At 35.5% G+C, this 20,365-nt stretch carries 10 protein-coding genes; 9 read left to right on the top strand and 1 reads right to left on the bottom strand.

What is annotated here, in order from left to right:
* Positions 1-5: 5 nt before the first annotated feature.
* The 5 genes from RT99_RS00725 to RT99_RS00705 are packed head-to-tail and all read left to right on the top strand — an operon-like array spanning position 6 to position 8,751.
* On the top strand, positions 6-3,110 hold the full coding sequence (locus RT99_RS00725; protein ID WP_042562792.1) for a TonB-dependent receptor: 3,105 nt from the start codon (positions 6-8) through the stop codon (positions 3,108-3,110).
* 20 nt (positions 3,111-3,130) lie between these two features.
* Positions 3,131-4,822, top strand: coding sequence for a RagB/SusD family nutrient uptake outer membrane protein (locus RT99_RS00720; protein WP_042562791.1), 1,692 nt, complete (start codon positions 3,131-3,133; stop codon positions 4,820-4,822).
* 18 nt (positions 4,823-4,840) lie between these two features.
* On the top strand, positions 4,841-6,238 hold the full coding sequence (locus tag RT99_RS00715; RefSeq protein WP_042562790.1) for a DUF4960 domain-containing protein: 1,398 nt from the start codon (positions 4,841-4,843) through the stop codon (positions 6,236-6,238).
* 21 nt (positions 6,239-6,259) lie between these two features.
* Complete coding sequence (locus tag RT99_RS00710; protein WP_042562789.1) at positions 6,260-7,816, top strand: glycoside hydrolase family 32 protein; 1,557 nt, start codon at positions 6,260-6,262, stop codon at positions 7,814-7,816.
* Between the two features lie 23 nt (positions 7,817-7,839).
* On the top strand, positions 7,840-8,751 hold the full coding sequence (locus RT99_RS00705) for a carbohydrate kinase family protein (RefSeq protein ID WP_042562788.1): 912 nt from the start codon (positions 7,840-7,842) through the stop codon (positions 8,749-8,751).
* 106 nt (positions 8,752-8,857) lie between these two features.
* On the opposite strand, the gene RT99_RS00700 is transcribed toward RT99_RS00705, so the two are convergent.
* The gene (locus RT99_RS00700) at positions 8,858-10,147 is read right to left on the bottom strand and encodes a M20 family metallopeptidase (RefSeq protein ID WP_042562787.1); all 1,290 of its coding nucleotides are present in this window, start codon (positions 10,145-10,147) and stop codon (positions 8,858-8,860) included.
* Positions 10,148-10,646: 499 nt separating this feature from the next.
* On the opposite strand from RT99_RS00700, the gene RT99_RS00695 reads away from it, so the two are divergent.
* The 4 genes from RT99_RS00695 (at position 10,647) to RT99_RS00680 (ending at position 20,342) form a co-directional block, all read left to right on the top strand.
* A complete protein-coding gene (locus RT99_RS00695) occupies positions 10,647-12,818 on the top strand; it encodes an alpha-N-acetylglucosaminidase (protein ID WP_052483490.1) in 2,172 nt (723 codons plus the stop codon).
* Between the two features lie 280 nt (positions 12,819-13,098).
* Entirely contained in the window at positions 13,099-16,110 is a 3,012-nt protein-coding gene (locus RT99_RS00690; RefSeq protein ID WP_042562786.1) for a TonB-dependent receptor, read from the top strand.
* A gap of 18 nt (positions 16,111-16,128) precedes the next feature.
* Positions 16,129-17,742 (top strand): RagB/SusD family nutrient uptake outer membrane protein, encoded by a 1,614-nt coding sequence (locus RT99_RS00685; protein ID WP_042562868.1) that lies wholly within the window; start codon positions 16,129-16,131, stop codon positions 17,740-17,742.
* Between the two features lie 281 nt (positions 17,743-18,023).
* Positions 18,024-20,342 (top strand): GH92 family glycosyl hydrolase, encoded by a 2,319-nt coding sequence (locus RT99_RS00680; protein ID WP_042562785.1) that lies wholly within the window; start codon positions 18,024-18,026, stop codon positions 20,340-20,342.
* The last annotated feature ends 23 nt before the right edge of the window (positions 20,343-20,365 follow it).

The raw sequence follows: 20,365 nt of genomic DNA, 5'->3' as shown, positions 1-20,365 counted from the left end.
ACCTCATGAAAAATAAAATTATTTATTTTCTATTTTTCTTCTTTCCAATGCTGATTTTGACAGCACAGGAAAACGGAATTAAAGGAACGGTAATTTCGTCTGATGACGGAATGCCGCTTCCGGGAGCAACCGTACTTATTTCGGGTACAAACACCAGTACAGTAACAGATTTTGATGGTAATTTTTCTTTCGGAAATATAAATGCTGATGCTGTAATTGTTGTTTCTTTTATCGGTTTCGCACCACAATCGATTCCTGTTAAAGGACAAAATACAATCAATATAACTTTAAAAGTAGACAACAACCAGCTAAATGAAGTTGTTGTAACAGGATATTCCAAACAAAAGAAAACGGATATTACAGGAGCGGTTGCTGTTGTAAACATGAAGGATGTCATGAAACAGCCGGAACCAAACCCAATTAAAGCGCTGCAGGGAAGGGTAGCGGGAGTTAAGGTTTCGTCTGACGGATCTCCGAGTGGAGCAAATACAAAAGTAGTGATTCGTGGAGTTGGAACTTTAAACAACACAGATCCTTTGTATGTAATTGACGGAATGCCAACTAAATCAGGAATGCACGAATTGAACCCGAATGATATTGAATCTATTCAGGTTTTAAAAGACGCTTCTTCGGCGAGTATTTATGGTTCTCGCGCCTCAAACGGAGTAATTATCATTACGACCAAAAAAGGGAAAGAAGGTAAAATGAGAATCAATTTTAGCACGTATACCTCTCTTTCTGATTATTCAAGAAAGCAGGAAGTTTTGAATGCAAATCAATTTGGTCAGGCTTTATGGCAGGCAAATATCAACGACGGATTAAATCCGAATAATAATAATTTGCGTTACCAATTTGACTGGTCTGTAAATAATAACAAACCACAATTAAATAAAGTTTTGATTCCTGAATATTTAGATGCTGCTCAAACGCTAAAATCAGCAAATACAGATTGGTACGACGCGATTTCTCAAACCGGAATAGCAAATTCGTATGATTTATCAGTTTCTAATGCATCTGACAAAGGAAGTTATGTTTTTTCTTTGGGATATTATGGAAATGAAGGTGTTGTGAAAACAACAGATTTCGAAAGAATTTCTGCCAGAATGAACAGTTCTTATAAATATTTTGACGGGAAATTGGTTATAGGAGAAAACTTCTCTATGACTCGTACCAACGAAGTTACAGATCCCGGAGTTCTGGATCCTGCGCTTCGTGCCTTACCAATTATTCCGGTACATACTGTTGACGGTAAAGGCTGGGGAGGACCGGTTGGCGGAATGAACGACAGACAAAATCCGGTTCGACTTTTAGAATATAACAAAGACAACAAATACGATTATTTACGTCTTTTCGGAAATATGTATGCCGATTTAGAGATTATCAAAAACCTTCATATCAAGAGTAGTTTTGGTATCGATTACGGGTCTTATAAAAAACGTACTTTACAAAGAAGTTACCAATCCGGTTATTTACAAAACGATCAGACATCGGTTACAATAGACCAAACGGTAAGCGATAAATGGACCTGGACAAACACGGCTATTTACAGTTTGAATTTCGGAAAAAGCAATCTGAATTTAATGGCAGGAACCGAGATGTACAAAGATACTTATGATACCACGACTTTACGTAAAAATGACTTTTTGATCGAAACTCCAGATTATATGTATCCGGATGCAGGAACAGGAGAATCGTTTACAAGCGGAACTTCAACAGTATATTCTTTGCTTTCTTATTTTGGAAAAGCAGATTATGAATTTGATAACCGTTATTTGCTTTCGGCTACAATTCGTCGTGATGGTTCTTCGCGTTTTGGTAAAAACAATCAATTCGGAACCTTTCCGGCAGTTTCAGCAGGATGGAGAATCAGCAATGAAAATTTCATTAAAAATAATGCACCCGTTTTTTCTGATTTAAAATTAAGAGCAGGATGGGGACAAACCGGAAATCAGGAAATCAGCAATACAGCCGTTTACAGTTTGTATATGGCTAGTTATGCAGGTGGAAGTCCAACCTGGGAAACGTCTTACGGAACAGCTTACGACATTGCGGGGAACGGAAACGGATTGCTTCCGTCAGGTTTCATTGCAACGCAATCCGGAAATGATGATTTAAAATGGGAAACCACAACACAAACCAACATTGGTTTAGATTTCGGATTATTCAAACAAAAATTAAGCGGTTCTGTTGATTATTATAGTAAGAAAACAGAAGATATTTTGGTTTTACCGGCTTATTTAGGAGTAATTGGCGAAGGTGGAAATCGTTGGGTTAATGGTGCTTCGATGGAAAATACAGGATGGGAAGTTTCTTTAGGATATCACGATGAAACATCATTTGGATTGAAATATGACATTTCCGGAAATATTTCGGCAAACAAAAACAAGATTACGCAATTGCCGGATGAAGTAAGAAATAACTACGGCGGAGACGGATTAAATGATAATATTTTGGGTCGACCGATTAACTCAATGTACGGTTATGTTACTGATGGATTGTTTAAAAGTCAGGACGAAGTAAACAACTCGGCTCTTCAGGAAGGAAAAGGCCTTGGGAGAATTCGTTACAAAGATTTAAACGGCGACGGAACTATTACAGATAAAGATCGTACGTGGATTGGTAATCCAAATCCGGGATTGACTTACGGAATTAATTTAGGTTTAGGATATAAAAATTGGGATTTCACCACTTTCTGGGAAGGAGCAAGTGATGTTGATGTGATTAACTATACAAAATACCAAACAGATTTTTGGAGTGTAGATGACGTAGGTTCAAACAAAGGGACTCGTTTATTAAATGCCTGGTCTGTAGATAATCCAAATTCGACTATTCCGGCTTTAACTACAGTGGATAGAAATGCAGAGTCAAGATTTTCAACTTATTATGTAGAAAATGGAAAGTATTTAAAACTGCGTGTTTTACAATTTGGATACAGTCTGCCTAAAGATTTATTGAAAAAAATGAATTTTGACAGCTTTAGATTCTACATCAGCGGACAAAATTTATTGATCATTGATGCTAAAAGTTTTACTGGTGTAGATCCTGAAAATGCAAGATTTGGATATCCGCAGCCAACGACTTTCACGGCTGGTCTTAATTTTACTTTATAATAAAGATTAAATCAAAAAAAATGAAAAAAATACTATATATAACAGGGTTTTTATTGTTGGGAATATTTGCTTCCTGTTCTGATTTTCTGGAAGAAGATCCTCGTGGAGTGTTGTCTGAAGAAGATATTGTAACACCACAATCTGTAGAAGGTTTTATGAATGCGGCGTACGCACAATTAGGAAATGATCATTATGATTCGCCTTATAGTTTGTGGCCATTTGGAAATGTGCGTTCTGATGATGCCTACAAAGGCGGAAGCGGAACTAACGATATTCAGGATTTTCACTTTTTTGAAGTTTCGAATAATATCAGATCTGATTTTAGCGAATTAGATAACTTTTGGTATATCAGTTATGTGGGAGTTTCCAGAGCCAACAAAGCTTTGAAGGCATTAGAACAAATTTCAGAAGCTGATTATCCATTAAAGAAAACTCGTATAGCCGAAATGCGTTTTTTAAGAGGACATTTTTATTTTATGCTGAAAATTATGTTCAGAAATGTTCCTTACATCACAGAAGATATCGCGATTGAAGATTATAAAACAATCTCAAACAAAGCACTTTCAAACGAAGAACTTTGGAATAAAATAGCGGAAGATTTTCAGGCTGCCGCCGAAGCTTTACCGGAAACGCAGCCACAGGTTGGTCGTGCGACTCAAAAAGCAGCGTATGCTTATTTGGCAAAAACCCGTTTGTATCAGGCTTATACGCAGGACGAAACGTATAAAGTAACGGGAATCAATCAACAGCATTTGCAGGAAGTAATTGATGCGACCGATAAAGTAATTGGCAAAGCAAGTTTAGAGCCGGATTTTGCAAATAACTTTTTGCCGGGGACTTTTGAAAACGGAACTGAGTCGATTTTCTCCATTCAATTCTCAGACAATGACGGAACTTTATACGGAAGATTAAATTTTTCAGATGTTTTGTCAACGCCTCAAGGTTTAGGATGTTGTGATTTTCATAAACCAAGTCAAAATTTAGTAAATGCTTTTAAAACAGGCGCAAATGGTTTACCGGAATTTGATACTTATAACAATCAGGATTTTGATTATAAAAATATCGATGCCAATACGGTAGATCCAAGATTGTATCATACCGTTGCGATGCCAGGTCTGCCTTATAAATATGATCCGGAATTTTTATATGTTGAAGCGTGGGTTAGATCTCCGGGAACATACGGATATTTTGCATCCTTAAAAGAAAACGTGGCGCCAAGCTGTAGTTGTGTCGTGAACATTGATCCGTTTTACGGAAATTCTAAAAACAGAATCCAGATTCGTTATGCCGATGTGATTTTGATGCGTGCCGAAGCCCTGATTGAATTAGGAAGACAATCAGAAGCTTTACCATTAATCAATCAAATTAGAGAACGAGCTGCCCAAAGTACAGGACGACTTCCGTATGTAAGTAACTTTAAAGTTAATACTTATGAAGACGGCGTTAATTGCAACTGGACACAGGATTTTGCCCGTAAAGCAATGCGTTTCGAACGTCGTTTAGAATTGGCAATGGAAGGAAATCGTTTCTTTGATTTAGTTCGCTGGGGCGTTACAGATCAGGTAATGAATGATTTTTACGCAGGCGAAAAAACAAAACGCACCTATTATCAGGATGCCTTTTTTGATGCGAGTAAAGAAGAGTATTGTCCAATTCCGTTGAAACAAATTAATTTCAGTCAGGGAGTGTACAAACAAAATCCGGGTTATTAATCTTTAAGAATCATTAATATGAAAAAACATATAAATAAATATTGGGTTAAAGTATCTGCAGTATTGGCAATGATTTTTATGATTACTGCCTGTGAGAACAGTTTTGAAAACAGTGGCTTTGATATCAATTCACCCTCTAATGTTACTTCTTTTAAAATAAATGGAGTAGCTGGTGAAATTGACCAGAAAACAGGAAAAATTAATCTAACAATGCTTTATGGATCTGATATCACAGCAGTAAAACCTGAAATAATACTTGAAGGAGGTGCAACATCAAATCTTGATCTGACAAAACCAATCAACTTTACAAGCCCGGTAAAATTTAGAGTAGTAAATGGTAATTTGTATAAAGACTATACGGTAACAACAGTAGTGTTGAGTCCAATAAAAAGTTTTACTGTTAATGGAGTTGCAGCAACAGTCAATGATATAAGTAAAACTATTACAATGACACTGCCTGAGGGCACAAACCTAACGGCATTAAAACCGGTTATTGAGGCAACAGAGGGAGTTTCTATCTCACCGGCTTCAGGGACAACGGTAGATTTTAGCAATGCAGTAACTTTTGTTGTAACTGCTAACGGAAAAAGTGTTAATTATACGGCTAATGTAGGAGTTCCGGTAACAGGATTAGTAGTAGCGTTTTTAGGAACTGCTGCAACAAGAGCCGAAATTACTAATATAGATGAAATTACGGCAGCCGATTGGTTCTTTGCAACTTTTAATGGAGCTAAATATATCTCATTTAATAGTATTCAAAATGGTGCTGATTTAAGTGATGTTGATGTAATTTGGTGGCATTTTGATTCTGCCGTTAATTTACCTTCTGTTGCCTACAATCCTGCAGTAACAACTGCTTTGAAAAATTTCAGATCTAACGGGGGAAATTTGCTTTTGACATCTTTTGCTTCTCAATATGTAGATGCTTTAGGAATTGTTCCTTCAGGAAAAGGACCGAATAATGTTTTTGGAGATTTTCCTCCAAACGGATTTGTTGATGGAAATTCATGGGGAATGTCATTTGTGGGACATGAGAATCACCCAATTTTTGAAGGATTGATTACTTATGAAACCGGGAAAGCTAATTTATTACAAAGCGGTACTTTCCGGTTGAATCATACTGCCTGGTGGTTTTTACCAGAATGGGGAGGTTATGGCAACGGAGAAGGTTGGAGAAACCAAACAGGAGGAACCAACTTAGCAAGTGAAGCTTGGGATAATAATCTTGACGGAAGAGTTACCATTGCGGAATTTCCAAATACAGGAACTGATAAAAATGTGATCGTGATTTCGATGGGTGCTTATGATTGGTATAACGAAACCAATAGTAGCGGTGTCCCAAGTCAGGCAAATGAGTTTATTGGTAATATCAAGCTTTTAACGCAAAATAGTATCAACTATTTGGCTAAAAATTAATCTACTTTGAATTCAACAAAAATGAAATATAGAAATATAATAACGATAGCTTCCGTTTTATTTTCGCTTGTTTCCTGCAGTCAGGATGATAAGTATATTGGAGGTTCTATTTCAGGAGGGAATTCTGAGATAACAAGTGTTTTTCCTGTGCCGCCGGCACAATGGATGGGCGCAAATGATCCTTATTATAGTGCGGGTTATACAGGAGACATTATGCCTTTTTTCGACAACGGAAAATTCCATATTTATTTCCTTCATGATGCGCAGAATAAACCGGCAGGAAAAGGTTTTCATGATATTCATGAATATTTAAGTACTGATTTGGCTCATTTTACCTACGAAGGGCAAATGATTCCATACGGAAAAACGACTGATCCTGACTTTGCCATTGGCACAGGATCAGTGGTAAAAGTGGGGTCTCTATATTATTTCTATTATACAGGACATAATGAAACTCCGGCTTATGTACAATCCAATGTGAGAGAAAGTGTTTTATGTGCTACAAGTTCTGATTTGAAAAATTGGACTAAAGTGCCTTCTTTTAAAATTACAGCACCGGCAGGATATTATAATTATGATTTCAGAGATCCGCATGTTTTTTATAATGATGAGTTAAAAAAGTATTCAATGTTGGTTAGTACACAGACAGAACCAGGCAGAAAAGCAGTTTTGCTGCATTTTACAACTGCTGATCCTGCATCAGGAAAATGGGATGTTCAGACGCCAATTTATACGACAACATCACAAGATAATTATTTGATGATGGAATGTGCCGATATTTTTAAAATCGGGAATTATTGGTATTTGATTTTTTCTGAAAACTGGAGTGCTAATAAAGGAACACATTACAGAATGGCAAATTCTATTAACGGACCTTGGATCAAGCCTGAAAATGATATGATTGACGGAGAATATTTTTACGCAGGTAAAACCGCTTCTGATGGAAATAAAAGATATGTTTTTGGATGGAATGCCCGCAAAACGCCTGAAAATGATTTAGGAAATAAAGATTGGGCTGGGAATATGGTTATTCATGAATTGATTCAAAATACAGATGGAACCCTTGGTGTCCAGGCACCACAATCTGTTAAAGATTTATTTTCTAAAAAAAGCAATACTGCTGAAGTTGATGCAACCACAGCAAATGCGACAGTAAATAATGGAAGCTATATTTTGTCAGGTGCTACCGAAAAAGCCATGGTAACTTTTAAAGCAGTAGGTAAAAAAGCCAGAATAAAAGCAGAAGTGACCTTATCAAATAGCGCAGGAATGGCAGGATTTATTTTCCATACCAATGATACAGGAAGTTATTATGAAATAGTTTTTGATATAACAAAAAGTAAAGTCATTGGGTATAATTCCGCTTCACAGGAGGTAACACGTATACCATTTCAATTTCAGACAAATACGAAGTACGATGTTGAAATAATTGCCGAAGGAAGCGTTGTAGTACTTTACATAAACGGAAAAATAGCTTTAACAAATCGCATTTACGGCAGGGATCAAAATAAATGGGGATTAATTGCTGAAGGACAAAATAGTACTTTTTCTAATCTTCAGATTACGAGACCAGAATAACATTAATAATAAATATTTTTAGAATGAACAACGGAAAAAACCTTAAGGCGGTTGCCTTTGGAGAGGTGCTTTGGGATGTTTTTGCCAATGAAAAAAAAATTGGCGGGGCACCATTAAATGTGGCTTTGCGAATGAAAACATTTGGTTGCGAGGTAGCCATGATTAGTTGCGTAGGAAATGATAAAGATGGTGAGGCAATTATCAATGAGGTAAAAAACCTGGGAATTGAAACGGATACTATTAGTAAATCAGAAGATTTTCCGACTGGCTTAGTAAACGTAACATTGAATGAACGCGGATCTGCAAGTTATGAAATCACGTATCCATCGGCATGGGATAAAATTGTTTTGAATGAATCTGGAAAAAAAATAGTGTTAGATGCTGATGTCCTAATTTATGGAAGTTTGGTTTGCAGGGATGAAGTATCAGGAAAATCTCTGGAAGAATTGCTTCAGACACAAGCTTATAAGGTTTTTGATGTTAATTTGAGAAAGCCCCATTATTCTTATGACATGTTAGAAAAATTAATGCATTCAGCTGATTTTATTAAATTTAATGATGAGGAATTGCTGGAAATAGCAGGCGCAATGCATTCGCCATATTCAGGTTTGGAAGACAATATGAACTTTATTGCAGAAAAAACCAAAGTAACAGCCATGTGCGTAACAAGAGGAAAGCATGGTGCTTTGTTCATGTGGGAAGGCAAGCTTTATGAAAATGGAGGTTATCCTGTAAAGGTTGCCGATACAGTTGGAGCGGGCGATTCGTTTTTGGCAGCATTAATTACATCAGTGCTTAACGGAAAAGATCCACAAACAGCTATTGATTTTGCCTGCGCAGTTGGGGCTTTGGTTGCAGAAGCACCGGGAGCTAATCCCGAGATTTCTAATTCCAGAATTGAAAATTTAATGATACAAAATAAAAGTATAATTTAACCATAAGCGTTTAATTATACCGATATATAAATTTCTAAGTTAAGACAAAAAAATGGCGCCATCTGCTTTCAGTTGGCGCCATTTGGTATATCTATTAATGTTTTGTTTACTTTCCTCTTTCAAATAGTAACGAAGAAAACGCTTTGACTCCAATTCTAATACACTCTTCATCAACTTGAAAATTAGGGGCATGATTCATTGCTATAATTCCTTTTTGCAAATTAGAACCTCCAAGAAAGAAATAAACTCCGGGAATTTTCTGTTGGAAATAGGCAAAATCATCATTGAAATAAGGAACCTGTCCGTAGTCGGTTACGACAAATCCTTTTCCGTAAATATTGTCAAGTGTAGTGATAGAAGTGCGTGTTAAATTTGGATCGTTTAAAACGGTTGGATTTTCTTTTATGAACTTAACAGAAATTTTCTGAGAACCATAATTATTGTCTTCAATTACCTTATCAATGGTAGGAATAATGTTTTTTAATCGGGTTGCATCAGTTTCGTAGATTTCTGCATTTATATGGAATGCATCGTTTTTAGAATACGTTCTAAAATTTTCGTCAGCAATTAAATAATCACTAAATATTGTTTTGGGATTCATCAAGCCCATTTCAGGATCTGAAATGAGCTGAATCTCCCATGGTTTGCTTTGGTTATTCGATCTAATCAAAGAATTACGAATTTTTGACGTAAGCTCTTTTAACTCTTTGGCAGGTAACACATTTTTAAATTGTATTCCTATTTCTTTTTGGTAAGCAAACACTTCATTAGGTTTTACCATTATTTGTCCTACGGATAATCCCACTACATGAAGTGCGTAAATTTCATCAATTTTATATTTGTCAAATAATTTGTTTACAGTAATTTTTTTTGCTCCTACAAATGTTTCTTCTTCAGGCTGAAAAATAAAATAGACTGTGCCATGCAGCGACTTTTTATTTTTTGCCAAAACTTCTGCTATTCCCAATGAAATTGCCATGTGAACATCATGACCGCAACCGTGTTGAACACCTTTTGTATTAGATTTAAAATCAGATTGATCAGGAAAGTCATTTGGCAATGCGTCCATTTCTGCACGCCAGGCGATTTTCTTCCCTTTTTTTCCACCTTCTAAAATGCCAACGACACCATATCCGTAAATATCCGTTTCAACTTTAAACCCTAAATCCAATAAATATTTTTTTATAGTCTCTTGGGTTCTTTGTTCTTTACCCGCCAGTTCCGGATTCTCATGAAACTCCCTTCTAATTTGGACAAGCTTGTCGAAAATTGCATCAGTTTCAAGTTGGATAGATTCCTGAGTAACAACTTCACTCTTTTTTTCCTGTCCATAAACAATGTATTGTCTGCAAAATATATTTACAATAAGTAATGCCAATAGAATTTTTTTATTCATTTTGTGTTTTGCAAGGTTAGCTTAATTTACTTTTGAAATAGCTAATATAAACTAATTTTATAATGAATTGGTTTTAGATTGTAGATAGTAACCTTCTTTTAATACTATTGTTTAATGGAATTTTCGTTGATTAAAACATAGACAGGAATATAATTAGAGATCAACAAAAATGAATCTTTAAAAAATACTTATATAGATTCAAAATCAATATTTTACCTTTTTTCTCAGTTTAAACCTTCCTATTAAGAAAAAAGAGGTTTAGAGAGAATATGTCTATGCTTTTGATTGATAAATCCATCTTATAGAATAACATTCTATATACTTTTATTTTCGGTTTAGCATTCCATTATTTGATTCTGAAATTTGATGAACACGATTGTTAATTATTAGTAATATATTTTTTGTTAGGTTTTGTTTGTTAGGGAGATTAGTTATTATTTAATCTCCCTTGTTTTTGTTAGGCTAAATAAGTTAGGACTATTAATAAGATATGATTTATATGAAAAGAGAGAATTTAAAAAGTAAAAAGTACAATTCCTTAAAAATGGCTGTATCAGTTTTTATGCTGTTATTTCTTTGTTCGTTTAAAGGATATTCTAAAAATGAAGAAAATACAAAACACGCATTGGCTGTAATAGAAAGGCTTATAGGCAATCGTGCCAGTGAGTTTGAATTAAGTATTGTTGAGAACAAAGAGAATAAATCAGATTGGTTTGAAATTGAAACAAAAAACAATCAGGTAAAAATAAAGGCTTCAAATAATACTGCAATTTGTTATGCGGCTTATAATTTTCTTAGAGATATAGGAGCCGTTTTAGTAAGTTGGGAAGGAAATAGAGTTGCTTTACCTAAGTCATGGCCAGAATATTCAAAAAAGGGAAATACACCATTTCAATACAGAGAATATTTAAATGCCTGTACTTTCGGGTACAGCACTCCATGGTGGGACTGGAAGCGCTGGGAACAGGAAATTGACTGGATGGCCATGCACGGGATCAATCTTCCCACTGCAATGGAAGGTCAGGAAACAGCGTGGCAGGAATTATGGAAAGAATACGGTTTGACCAGCACTCAATTAGAAGCACATTTTGCAGGGCCAGCTTTTTTACCATGGCAGCGTATGGGAAATATCAACAGTCTTGAAGGGCCATTGCCGCAAGAATGGTTTAGTAAAAAAGAAGAACTTCAAAAGAAAATCTTAGAAAGAATGAGGGCTTTAGACATGCATCCCGTAGTACCGGCATTTAGTGGTTATGTTCCTAAAGCTTTCGCAGAAAAACATCCGGAAGCCAAAATAACGGAACTAAAATCCTGGTCGGGAGGTGGTTTTGCAAGTACTTTTCTATTAGATTCCAAAGATCCTTTGTTTAAAAAAATAGGAAAACGCTTTATTGAAATTTATACTAAAATGTACGGCAAGTCGAATTTCTATCTGGCAGATTCTTTTAATGAGATTGAACCTCCGGTTTCGGAACACAATAAATATGAAGAACTTTCTAATTACGGAAGTGCGATTTATGAAACCATTAATGAAGCCGCACCGGGTGCAGTCTGGGTTATGCAGGGATGGCTTTTTGGAGATAATAAAGAATTCTGGACAAAAGAAGCTACCAGCGCATTTCTTAGTAAAGTGCCAAATGACAGATTGATGATCCAGGATTATGCCAACGACAGATATAAGGTATGGGAAAACCAGGAAGCTTTTTATGGTAAACAATGGACTTACGGTTATGTACATAATTATGGAGGATCGAATCCTGTTTATGGAGACCTGAATTTCTATAAAAATGAATTGACGAGTTTGCTGAAAAATCCAAACAAAGGAAATGTTGTGGGCTACGGTGCAATGCCGGAAGGGTTAAATAATAATTCAATTGTATACGAATATATTTATGATCTTCCGTGGAGCCAGGGGGAACAACCTGTAAACGATTGGCTGACTAAATATTTAAATGCGAGATACGGACAAACAACTTCAAAATCTGTTTTTCAGGCATGGGAATTATTATTGGAATCTGTTTACAATATCAAATATTGGGAAACCCGCTGGTGGAATGATAGGGCTGGAGCGTATTTATTATTTAAACGCCCGACTGCAACAATTACAGAATTTAAAGGAAATCCCGGAGACAAGAAAAAACTAAAAGAAGCTTTGGATATTTTAACCAAAGAAGCTAAGAAATATGATAAAAAGAATTTTATCAATTACGATTTAATTGATGCTTCAAGACATTACTACTCGCTTTGTATTGATGAGGATTTGATGGAATGTGTAAAAGCCTATCAGCAAAAAGATATTTCAAAAGGAGATCAACTATTTAAAAAGATAGAAAAACAAGCTCTGGATATCGATAAGATGATGTCACGACAACCATTAAACAGTCTGGATCAATGGGTAAAATCAGCTTCTGATTATGGGAACTCTCCTGAAGTATCTAAATTATACGTAAAAAATGCCAAAACATTAATAACGCTTTGGGGAGGAGAAGGACATTTAAATGATTATGCATCCAGATCGTGGAACGGAATGTATAAAGGATTTTACTGGCCAAGATGGAAAATGTTTTTGGAAGCTCTAAAAAAATCAGCAGTGGATAACACTCCTTTTGATGAAACAAAAGAAAGAGAATTAATTAAAAACTGGGAAATCAAATGGACTGAAAATAAATAAAAAATATACCAAGACTATAATTAATACGTATATAACCAAAATATAACTTAAACTTTTAACCATTACCTTAAACTATACTTAAAATATGAAATGAAATTTTTACGAAATCGATTAATTAATAAGTTTTTAACTATGTAATTTTAGAAAAATAATTTTGGAAACCCTTGCTATCATTGACTTTATATGAATTATCCATGTTTATGAATAACTTGTCCATTTGTTAACATTTCTTTACCATTAATTTCGTCAATACTATATTAACCAATTAACCAATATCAAAATGGAAAAACTTAAACTTTTATTATTAGCCTTTTGTTTTTGCTTCTCAATTAATACCTGGGCACAAAAAACAGAAGTGTCCGGTGTGGTTTTAGATGACAAAGGCATTCCACTGCCAGCCGCCAATGTACTAGAGAAAGGTACAACGAATTCAGTAACAACAGATTTTGATGGAAAATTTAAATTTTCGGCTTCAAACAAAAATGCTACACTAATAGTTTCTTATATGGGGTTTGAAGATTTGACTTTAAAACTAGACGAAACAAAAACAAATTATTCGATTAAATTGCAGCCTACTACAAACAGTTTAGAACAAGTTGTAGTAGTGGGTTACGGAAAAGGATCTCGTAAAAACCTTACGACTGCTGTAACTTCTGTAAAAGCCGAAGATTTAAACAGAGGGGCAATTAGTGATGTAGGACAGCTTTTACAAGGTAAAGTTTCCGGTTTGAACATTTCATCAAGCGGTGACCCTACAAAAACGGCTTCTGTAGTTTTGCGTGGAGCTTCTACATTAAATAGTTCACAAGGACCATTTTATGTAATAGATGGTATTCCGGGAGTTGATATCTCCGTAATTTCTCCAGACGATATTGCAACTATCGATGTCTTAAAAGATGCTGCTGCAACGGCTATTTACGGTAACCGTGCTGCAAATGGAGTTATCATGGTAACAACAAAAAAAGGAAGTAAGGGCAAAACTCAGATTGCATACAATGGTTATGTTGGTTGGGAAGAAGTTTCAAATAATCTGGACATGATGAATGCAGATCAGCTTAGAGATTTTACAACTAAAAACAATTTGAATTTTACTCCTGAAAATGATAAAGGTGCCAATACAAACTGGCAAAAAGAAATTTTAAGAACAGGACGTGCAGCATCAAGCAGCCATAACTTATCGATGAGCGGCGGCGGAGATCATGGAAACTATACAGCAAGTATCACTTCTCTTAACAAAGAAGGAGTAATGTTAAAAAGTGACTTTTCTCGTATTATTGCCCGTTTATCCGTTGAACAATTTGCTTTTGATGATAAAGTTAAATTTGGTTTAAACGTTACCAATTCAAGCACAAAATATCAAAATGTACCACAGAGAAATACCGTTCTTTTGCAGGCGGCAAGTTATCTTCCTGTTTCTCCGGTAAGAAATGCTGATGGAAGTTTTTTTGAAAATTTTACCAGTCCGGGATATTTTAACCCGGTAGCTTTAATTGATCATGGTACCGATGAAACTAAAACGGAAAACCTTGTAGGTAACTTTACTGCAGAAGTAAAACTTCCGTTTGGATTCACTTATAATTTGAATTTAGCACACCAAAGATTAACTACTTCTCATGGAGAATTTTATGACAGTTATTATTCACAATACAACAGTGCCAATTTTTACAACAACCCAGATCCACCTTTGACAAAAACATTGGTTAATTTTGGTGTAAATGGTTCTGCATTGAGAAATGCTTACGAAACCAGAAACAATATTATTGAAAGTTTCCTTACTTGGGATAAAACATTTGGAGAGCATAAAATAAAAGCTGTAGCAGGTTACTCTTGGCAGGAAAATACATTAGGAGACGGTTTTCAGGCTACAACAACGAACTTTCCTGTAGACAATGTTGGGTATAACAACCTTGCTTTAAGTAATTACACTTCCGTTAATGGTTATGTGGTAAATTTTGGAGACAGTAAAGCCTATCAAAAAACACGTTTGATAGCTTATTTTGGACGTGTGAATTACAATTACAAAGATAAATATCTATTACAAGGATCAATTAGAAGAGATGGTGGATCTATGTTTGGACAAAATAACCAATGGGGATATTTCCCTTCTGTAGGTGGTGCGTGGAGAGTAGATAAAGAAAATTTCATGAAGAATCAAGACTTTTTTACTGATTTAAAATTCCGCGGAAGCTGGGGAGTAACAGGAAACTCATCTGGATTTAATGCTTATACAGCACAGTTTATTTCCGGAAGTTTAGGAACTTTCTATTATAACGGACAACAAATTGGAGCTTATGGTCCTAACCAGGCAGCAAATCCTGATTTAAAATGGGAAAAAACAGCTACTACAAATATTGGAGTTGACTTCTCAATCTTAAAAGGAAAAGTAACAGGTTCTGTTGATGTGTACGACAAAAAAACAACAGACATGATTTTCAATTATAATGTAAATCCCGTGCTTGTACCAGTAGGATCAATTGTTGCAAACGGAGGAACAATGTCTAATAAAGGTATTGAGGTTAGTTTAAGTACAACTCCTGTTAAAACAGCAAATTTCAGCTGGACAACTAATCTGAATTTGGCCCACAATAAAAATGAAATCGTAAAATTAACCAGTCCATTCTTTGTTGGTGGAGATTCTATTCGTCGTGTACAGCCAGACGGAGGTGGACAAACAGGAAGTACTTTACAGATTTTTAAAGAAGGAAAACCTTTAGGACAATTCTTTACCTTAAAATATGCAGGAAAAAATGCTGACGGAGTTTCACAGTATTACGATAAAAATGGTGCTCTGACAACAACGCCTTTAAACGGAGTAGATTATCATTATGCAGGAAGCGCACAGCCAAAACTATTAGTAGGATGGGCAAATAATTTTCAATACAAAAAATTCGATTTAAGTATTTTCTTCAGAGGAGTTTTTGGTAATAAAATTTTCAATGCCACTCGTGCCGATTTATTCAGACCTAGTACTGCAATGACCAATAATATTTTAGTTGATGCAGGAAACGAGTCTCCAAATGACTTAAACTCTTATAAATATTCAGATCGTTTTATAGAAGACGGCAGCTATGTAAGATTAGACAACATGACTTTAGGATATAATTTTGGTAAAGTGGGAAGGTATATAAACAGTGTACGTATTTATCAAACCGTAAACAACGTATTTGTTATTACCAAATACAAAGGAATTGATCCGGAAGTTGAACAAGGAGGAACAGCTCCTGGTGTAGATTCAAATAACTTCTATCCAAAAACCAGAACTTATATGTTTGGTGTAAATGTGATCTTCTAAAATTAAATGCTAAAAATTATGAAAAAGATATTAAAATATTTAGGGCTCCCAGTACTTATGGCTGGTTTAATCTGGTCTTGTGATGACCTTGAAGTGCCTATTACAACACAATTGACACCGGAAGTATTTCCTCAAAACACAACACAATACATTCAGACAACAGGACCTGTTTATGCAGCATTTCGAGGTGAATTTTCATTTGCCTGGTGGTGGTCTCAGTCTTTATCTACAGACGAAGCTATTTTACCTGCAAGAGGAGGTAACTGGTTTGATAACAGAAACTATATCGCAATGCATTATCATGATTGGAATGCAGATAACGGAATCATAGGAAGTCTTTGGGACTGGTCGTCTAAAGTGATCGGAACAAGTAATCAGGCAATTTCTATTTTAAGACAGACAATGCCAGAAGGTGCAGATAAAAACACGTTGATTTCTGAGTTAAAAACAATGCGTGCCATTTCTTATTACATGTTAATGGACAGCTATGGCGATGTACCGTTGGATACTTTATACGGAGATTTTTCGTCTCATGCCAAAACGCCGAGAAAAGACGTTTTTAATTTTATTGAAAAAGAATTAAAAAATGCCGTTCCTAATTTAAATCCTGCAGCAGGAGTTGCCACTTACGGAAGACCAAATAAGCAAACAGCTAATGCAATGCTGGCTAAATTATATTTGAACGCAGAGGTATATACAGGCACATCACGTGTTAATGAATGTATTGCAGCTTGTGATGAGGTAATCAACTCAGGCTTATATGTTGTCGAGCCAAGAGCAACTTACCTTCAAATGTTTTACCCAACAAATGGACCGTTGATGAAAGAATTTATTTTTGCAGTTCCTTACGATCCGGCAGCTGTTACAGTAGGTTACAACGGACAAATGTACCATTCACGTTATGATGTACCGCGTTCTGAAAGAGCTAAGTTTGGTCTTTCATTTACACCAAGTGCACCAAGAAGTACCCTTCCTGAATTTTATGCTTATTTTGATGATGTAAATGATATTCGAAATAAACAATGGCTTACCGGGCTTCAGTTTATGAATGACGGTATTACACCAGTAACGGTTACAACAACCAAAAAAGGATACGATCAGTTTTATACAGGATTTGATGGAGGAGCTTCATATACCTATCAGGTAAATTTAACACCGGATATTATACCGCGTCAAAGTGAACCTTTATTTGATCTTGGAAACGACGAAATTGCATGGAATATGGGTTACAGAAATATTAAATTTTACCCGGATGCTACTTCAACAAATCGTAATCAAAAAAATGATGTTCCTTTCTTACGTTATTCAGATGTTCTTTTAATGAAAGCAGAAGCAATCCTTCGTGGAGGAAGCGTAACAATAGGACAAAGTGCAGACGCATTAGTAAACATGGTTCGTTCTAATCGTACAACATCTCCGGCATTAAGCGGTGTAACATTAGAAGATCTTTACAAAGAAAGAAGCCGTGAATTTACCTGGGAAGCATGGCATAGAAATGATATGATCCGTTTTGGAAAATATGAAGGGCAATGGGGTTACAAAACCAATGCAGATACCTATCGCCGTGTATTCCCAATTCCAACCAATGCGATGGTTTTAAATCCGGCTCTGATACAGAATGATGGATATTAAAAATAAGAATTAGTAAGTACGCATTGTTACCCAATTTTAATTTTGAAAAGGAGAGGAGCGTAAATTCTTCTCCTTTTTTTACTAAAAAACTGGTCTATTCAGTTGCTCGTAAGAATCAGTTTAGTTTTGTTTTTGAATGAAAGCAAGGCTTAATCGAATGCCGTTTGAGAAAGTAGTGAAAGATTAAGCTTTGTAACATTCATTTAGCTAATGTTTTGAGAATTATAATCCGATGAAATCCTGTCTAAAACAATATTGTCCCAACGATACAAACAGAATAAATGAAACTAAATAAAATCTATAAAATAGGACGCATTGGAATAGGTTTAACTCTTGTTTTTTTAGTGTCGTGCAATGCTCAGAAAACTATTTCTTTAAAAAAGAAACAGTTATCAGACATGGTTTATCCGTTGTTGGACACCGAAAATTCCAGATGGTTTTACTTTTCATCAGCAAGTCGTCCGTTTGGTATGGTAAACCTAAATCCCGATACCGAAATTAACGGCGATTGGGGCGGCGGTTATAAATATACTACAGATACAGTTAAAGGTTTCAGCCACGTTCACGAATGGCAAATGTCTGGCGTATCAGTTATGCCCGTGACAATTGCATCAGAAAACAAACCAACTATTTTTAAAGACTTTTACTCGAAATTCAGTCATCAAAACGAAATCATAACACCAGGATATCATTCCATAAAATTAGATCGATATCAAATAACGGCAGAATTAACCAGCACACAAAGAGTTGGTTTTCATAAATATACTTTTCCGCTAAAGGCACAAAAAGCAGTTCTTTTTAATCTGAACACTATTTTAGGACCTTGTGAAAATACAAATGGCAAATTAGAAAAAAACAATGATTATGAACTTTCGGGTTCATTAGTTTTGAGTACCAATTTCAGACGCCCAAAACCATTAACCGTATTTTTTAAAATTAAAACAAATGAGCCGATTACTTCCATAGAAAGAGACAATCTGACAGGTAATTATTTAGTCAGTTTTAATAAAACGAAAGAACAAATACTGATGAAAGTTGGTATTTCTTATACTTCAATAGAAAATGCCGGTAATAATATCGAAACCGAATTACCACATTGGGATTTTGATAAAACAGTTGACGATTCCAGAAAACAATGGAGTAATTTACTGGGAAGAATTAAAATAGAAGGAGGAACCCAAACCGACCAAAGAAGATTTTACACGGATCTTTGGCATGCGCTTCAAGGCAGAAAAATGATCAGTGACGCAAATGGAGCCTATCCGGATAATACAGGAGAAAAATTCAGACTCGGACAATTGCCTTTAAATGCTGACGGAAAACCAAAATTCAACCATTACAATTCAGATGCTTTCTGGGGTGCCCAATGGACAATTAATAATCTTTGGGGATTGGTATATCCAGAAATTATGGAAGAATTTGTCTATTCGTTAATGCAGTATTACAAAGACGGCGGTATGATTCCACGCGGGCCTTCGGGAGGAAATGATACTTATGTAATGACCGGAGCTTCGGCGACACCTTTTATCGTAAGTGCCATTCAAAAAGGAATTGTAAAAGAAGATTTAGAAGAGATTTATACCGCCCTCAAAAAAAATCATATGCCGGGAGGTATTATGGAAAAAGCAGGATATGAACACAATACCAATATTGGTGGTGGATTAAAATATTATTTAGAAAAAGGATATGTGCCTTATCCGCTTCCCGAAGGTAATTTCGGAAGCCATGAAGACGGTACAAGCCAGACTTTAGAATATGCGTATCAGGATTGGACTTTGGCACAATTGGCTAAAAAATTAAATTATGAAGAAGATTACAATTATTTCATCAAAAGGGCAAAAAACTATCAAAATGTTTTTGATACACAAATAGGCTGGATGCGTCCGAAAAACGTAGAAGGAAAATGGCGTGAAAATTACGATCCTTATCAGTATGAAAATGGATTTATAGAATCAAATGGAGCACAATCAACATGGTTTGTTCCGCATGATATTGAAGGTCTGGCCGTTTTAATGGGAGGAAAGGAAAAAGCTGTCGCAAAATTGAACACTCAATTTGAAACGGCTAAAAAACAAAAGTATACTTCTGGTACATCGCATGATGCAGAATTACATCCGGAGTTTAGCAGAATTCCTGTAAATTTTGGAAATCAGCCTTCTATACAAACATCCAATATTTTTACGCTACTGGGAAGGCCGGATTTAGCACAGTATTGGACAAGAAATGTAGTAAAAGAAACTTTCAGCGGATTATCTCCGGCAACTGGTTATAACGGCGACGAAGACCAGGGATTAATGGGAAGTCTAAATGTATTGCTTAAATTAGGTTTATTTCAAATAAACGGAGGAACAGACCAAGATGCCGTTTATCAAATTGGAAGTCCAATATTCAATAAAATCACGATAGACTTAAATCCGAAATATTATTCAGGCAAAACATTCACCATCAAAGCCAATAATAACAACGCTGAAAATGTGTATATAAAGGATATCAAATTCAATCAGAAAGCAGTGCCAAAATTCAGTCTTTCACATCAGGAGATTACTAATGGAGGTGAGTTGATTTTAGAAATGTCAGATCAGCCAAAGCTAGAAAAATAGTAAAGATAACGTTGGGTTAAAAC

The sequence above is a fragment of the Flavobacterium sp. MEB061 genome (genome assembly GCF_000834715.1).
In the GTDB taxonomy this organism is placed as follows: Bacteria; Bacteroidota; Bacteroidia; order Flavobacteriales; family Flavobacteriaceae; genus Flavobacterium; species Flavobacterium pectinovorum.
The sequence above is the reverse complement of the archived record's forward strand: the minus strand, read 5'-3'. Positions and strand labels throughout refer to the sequence as shown.

Bases quoted from the DNA above. Each gene is read 5' to 3' on its own strand.
- RT99_RS00725 (WP_042562792.1), top strand. From the start codon at position 6: ATGAAAAATAAAATTATTTATTTTCTATTTTTCTTCTTTCCAATGCTG.
- RT99_RS00720 (WP_042562791.1), top strand. From the start codon at position 3,131: ATGAAAAAAATACTATATATAACAGGGTTTTTATTGTTGGGAATATTT.
- RT99_RS00715 (WP_042562790.1), top strand. From the start codon at position 4,841: ATGAAAAAACATATAAATAAATATTGGGTTAAAGTATCTGCAGTATTG.
- RT99_RS00710 (WP_042562789.1), top strand. From the start codon at position 6,260: ATGAAATATAGAAATATAATAACGATAGCTTCCGTTTTATTTTCGCTT.
- RT99_RS00705 (WP_042562788.1), top strand. From the start codon at position 7,840: ATGAACAACGGAAAAAACCTTAAGGCGGTTGCCTTTGGAGAGGTGCTT.
- RT99_RS00700 (WP_042562787.1), bottom strand. From the start codon at position 10,147: ATGAATAAAAAAATTCTATTGGCATTACTTATTGTAAATATATTTTGC.
- RT99_RS00695 (WP_052483490.1), top strand. From the start codon at position 10,647: ATGAAAAGAGAGAATTTAAAAAGTAAAAAGTACAATTCCTTAAAAATG.
- RT99_RS00690 (WP_042562786.1), top strand. From the start codon at position 13,099: ATGGAAAAACTTAAACTTTTATTATTAGCCTTTTGTTTTTGCTTCTCA.
- RT99_RS00685 (WP_042562868.1), top strand. From the start codon at position 16,129: ATGAAAAAGATATTAAAATATTTAGGGCTCCCAGTACTTATGGCTGGT.
- RT99_RS00680 (WP_042562785.1), top strand. From the start codon at position 18,024: ATGAAACTAAATAAAATCTATAAAATAGGACGCATTGGAATAGGTTTA.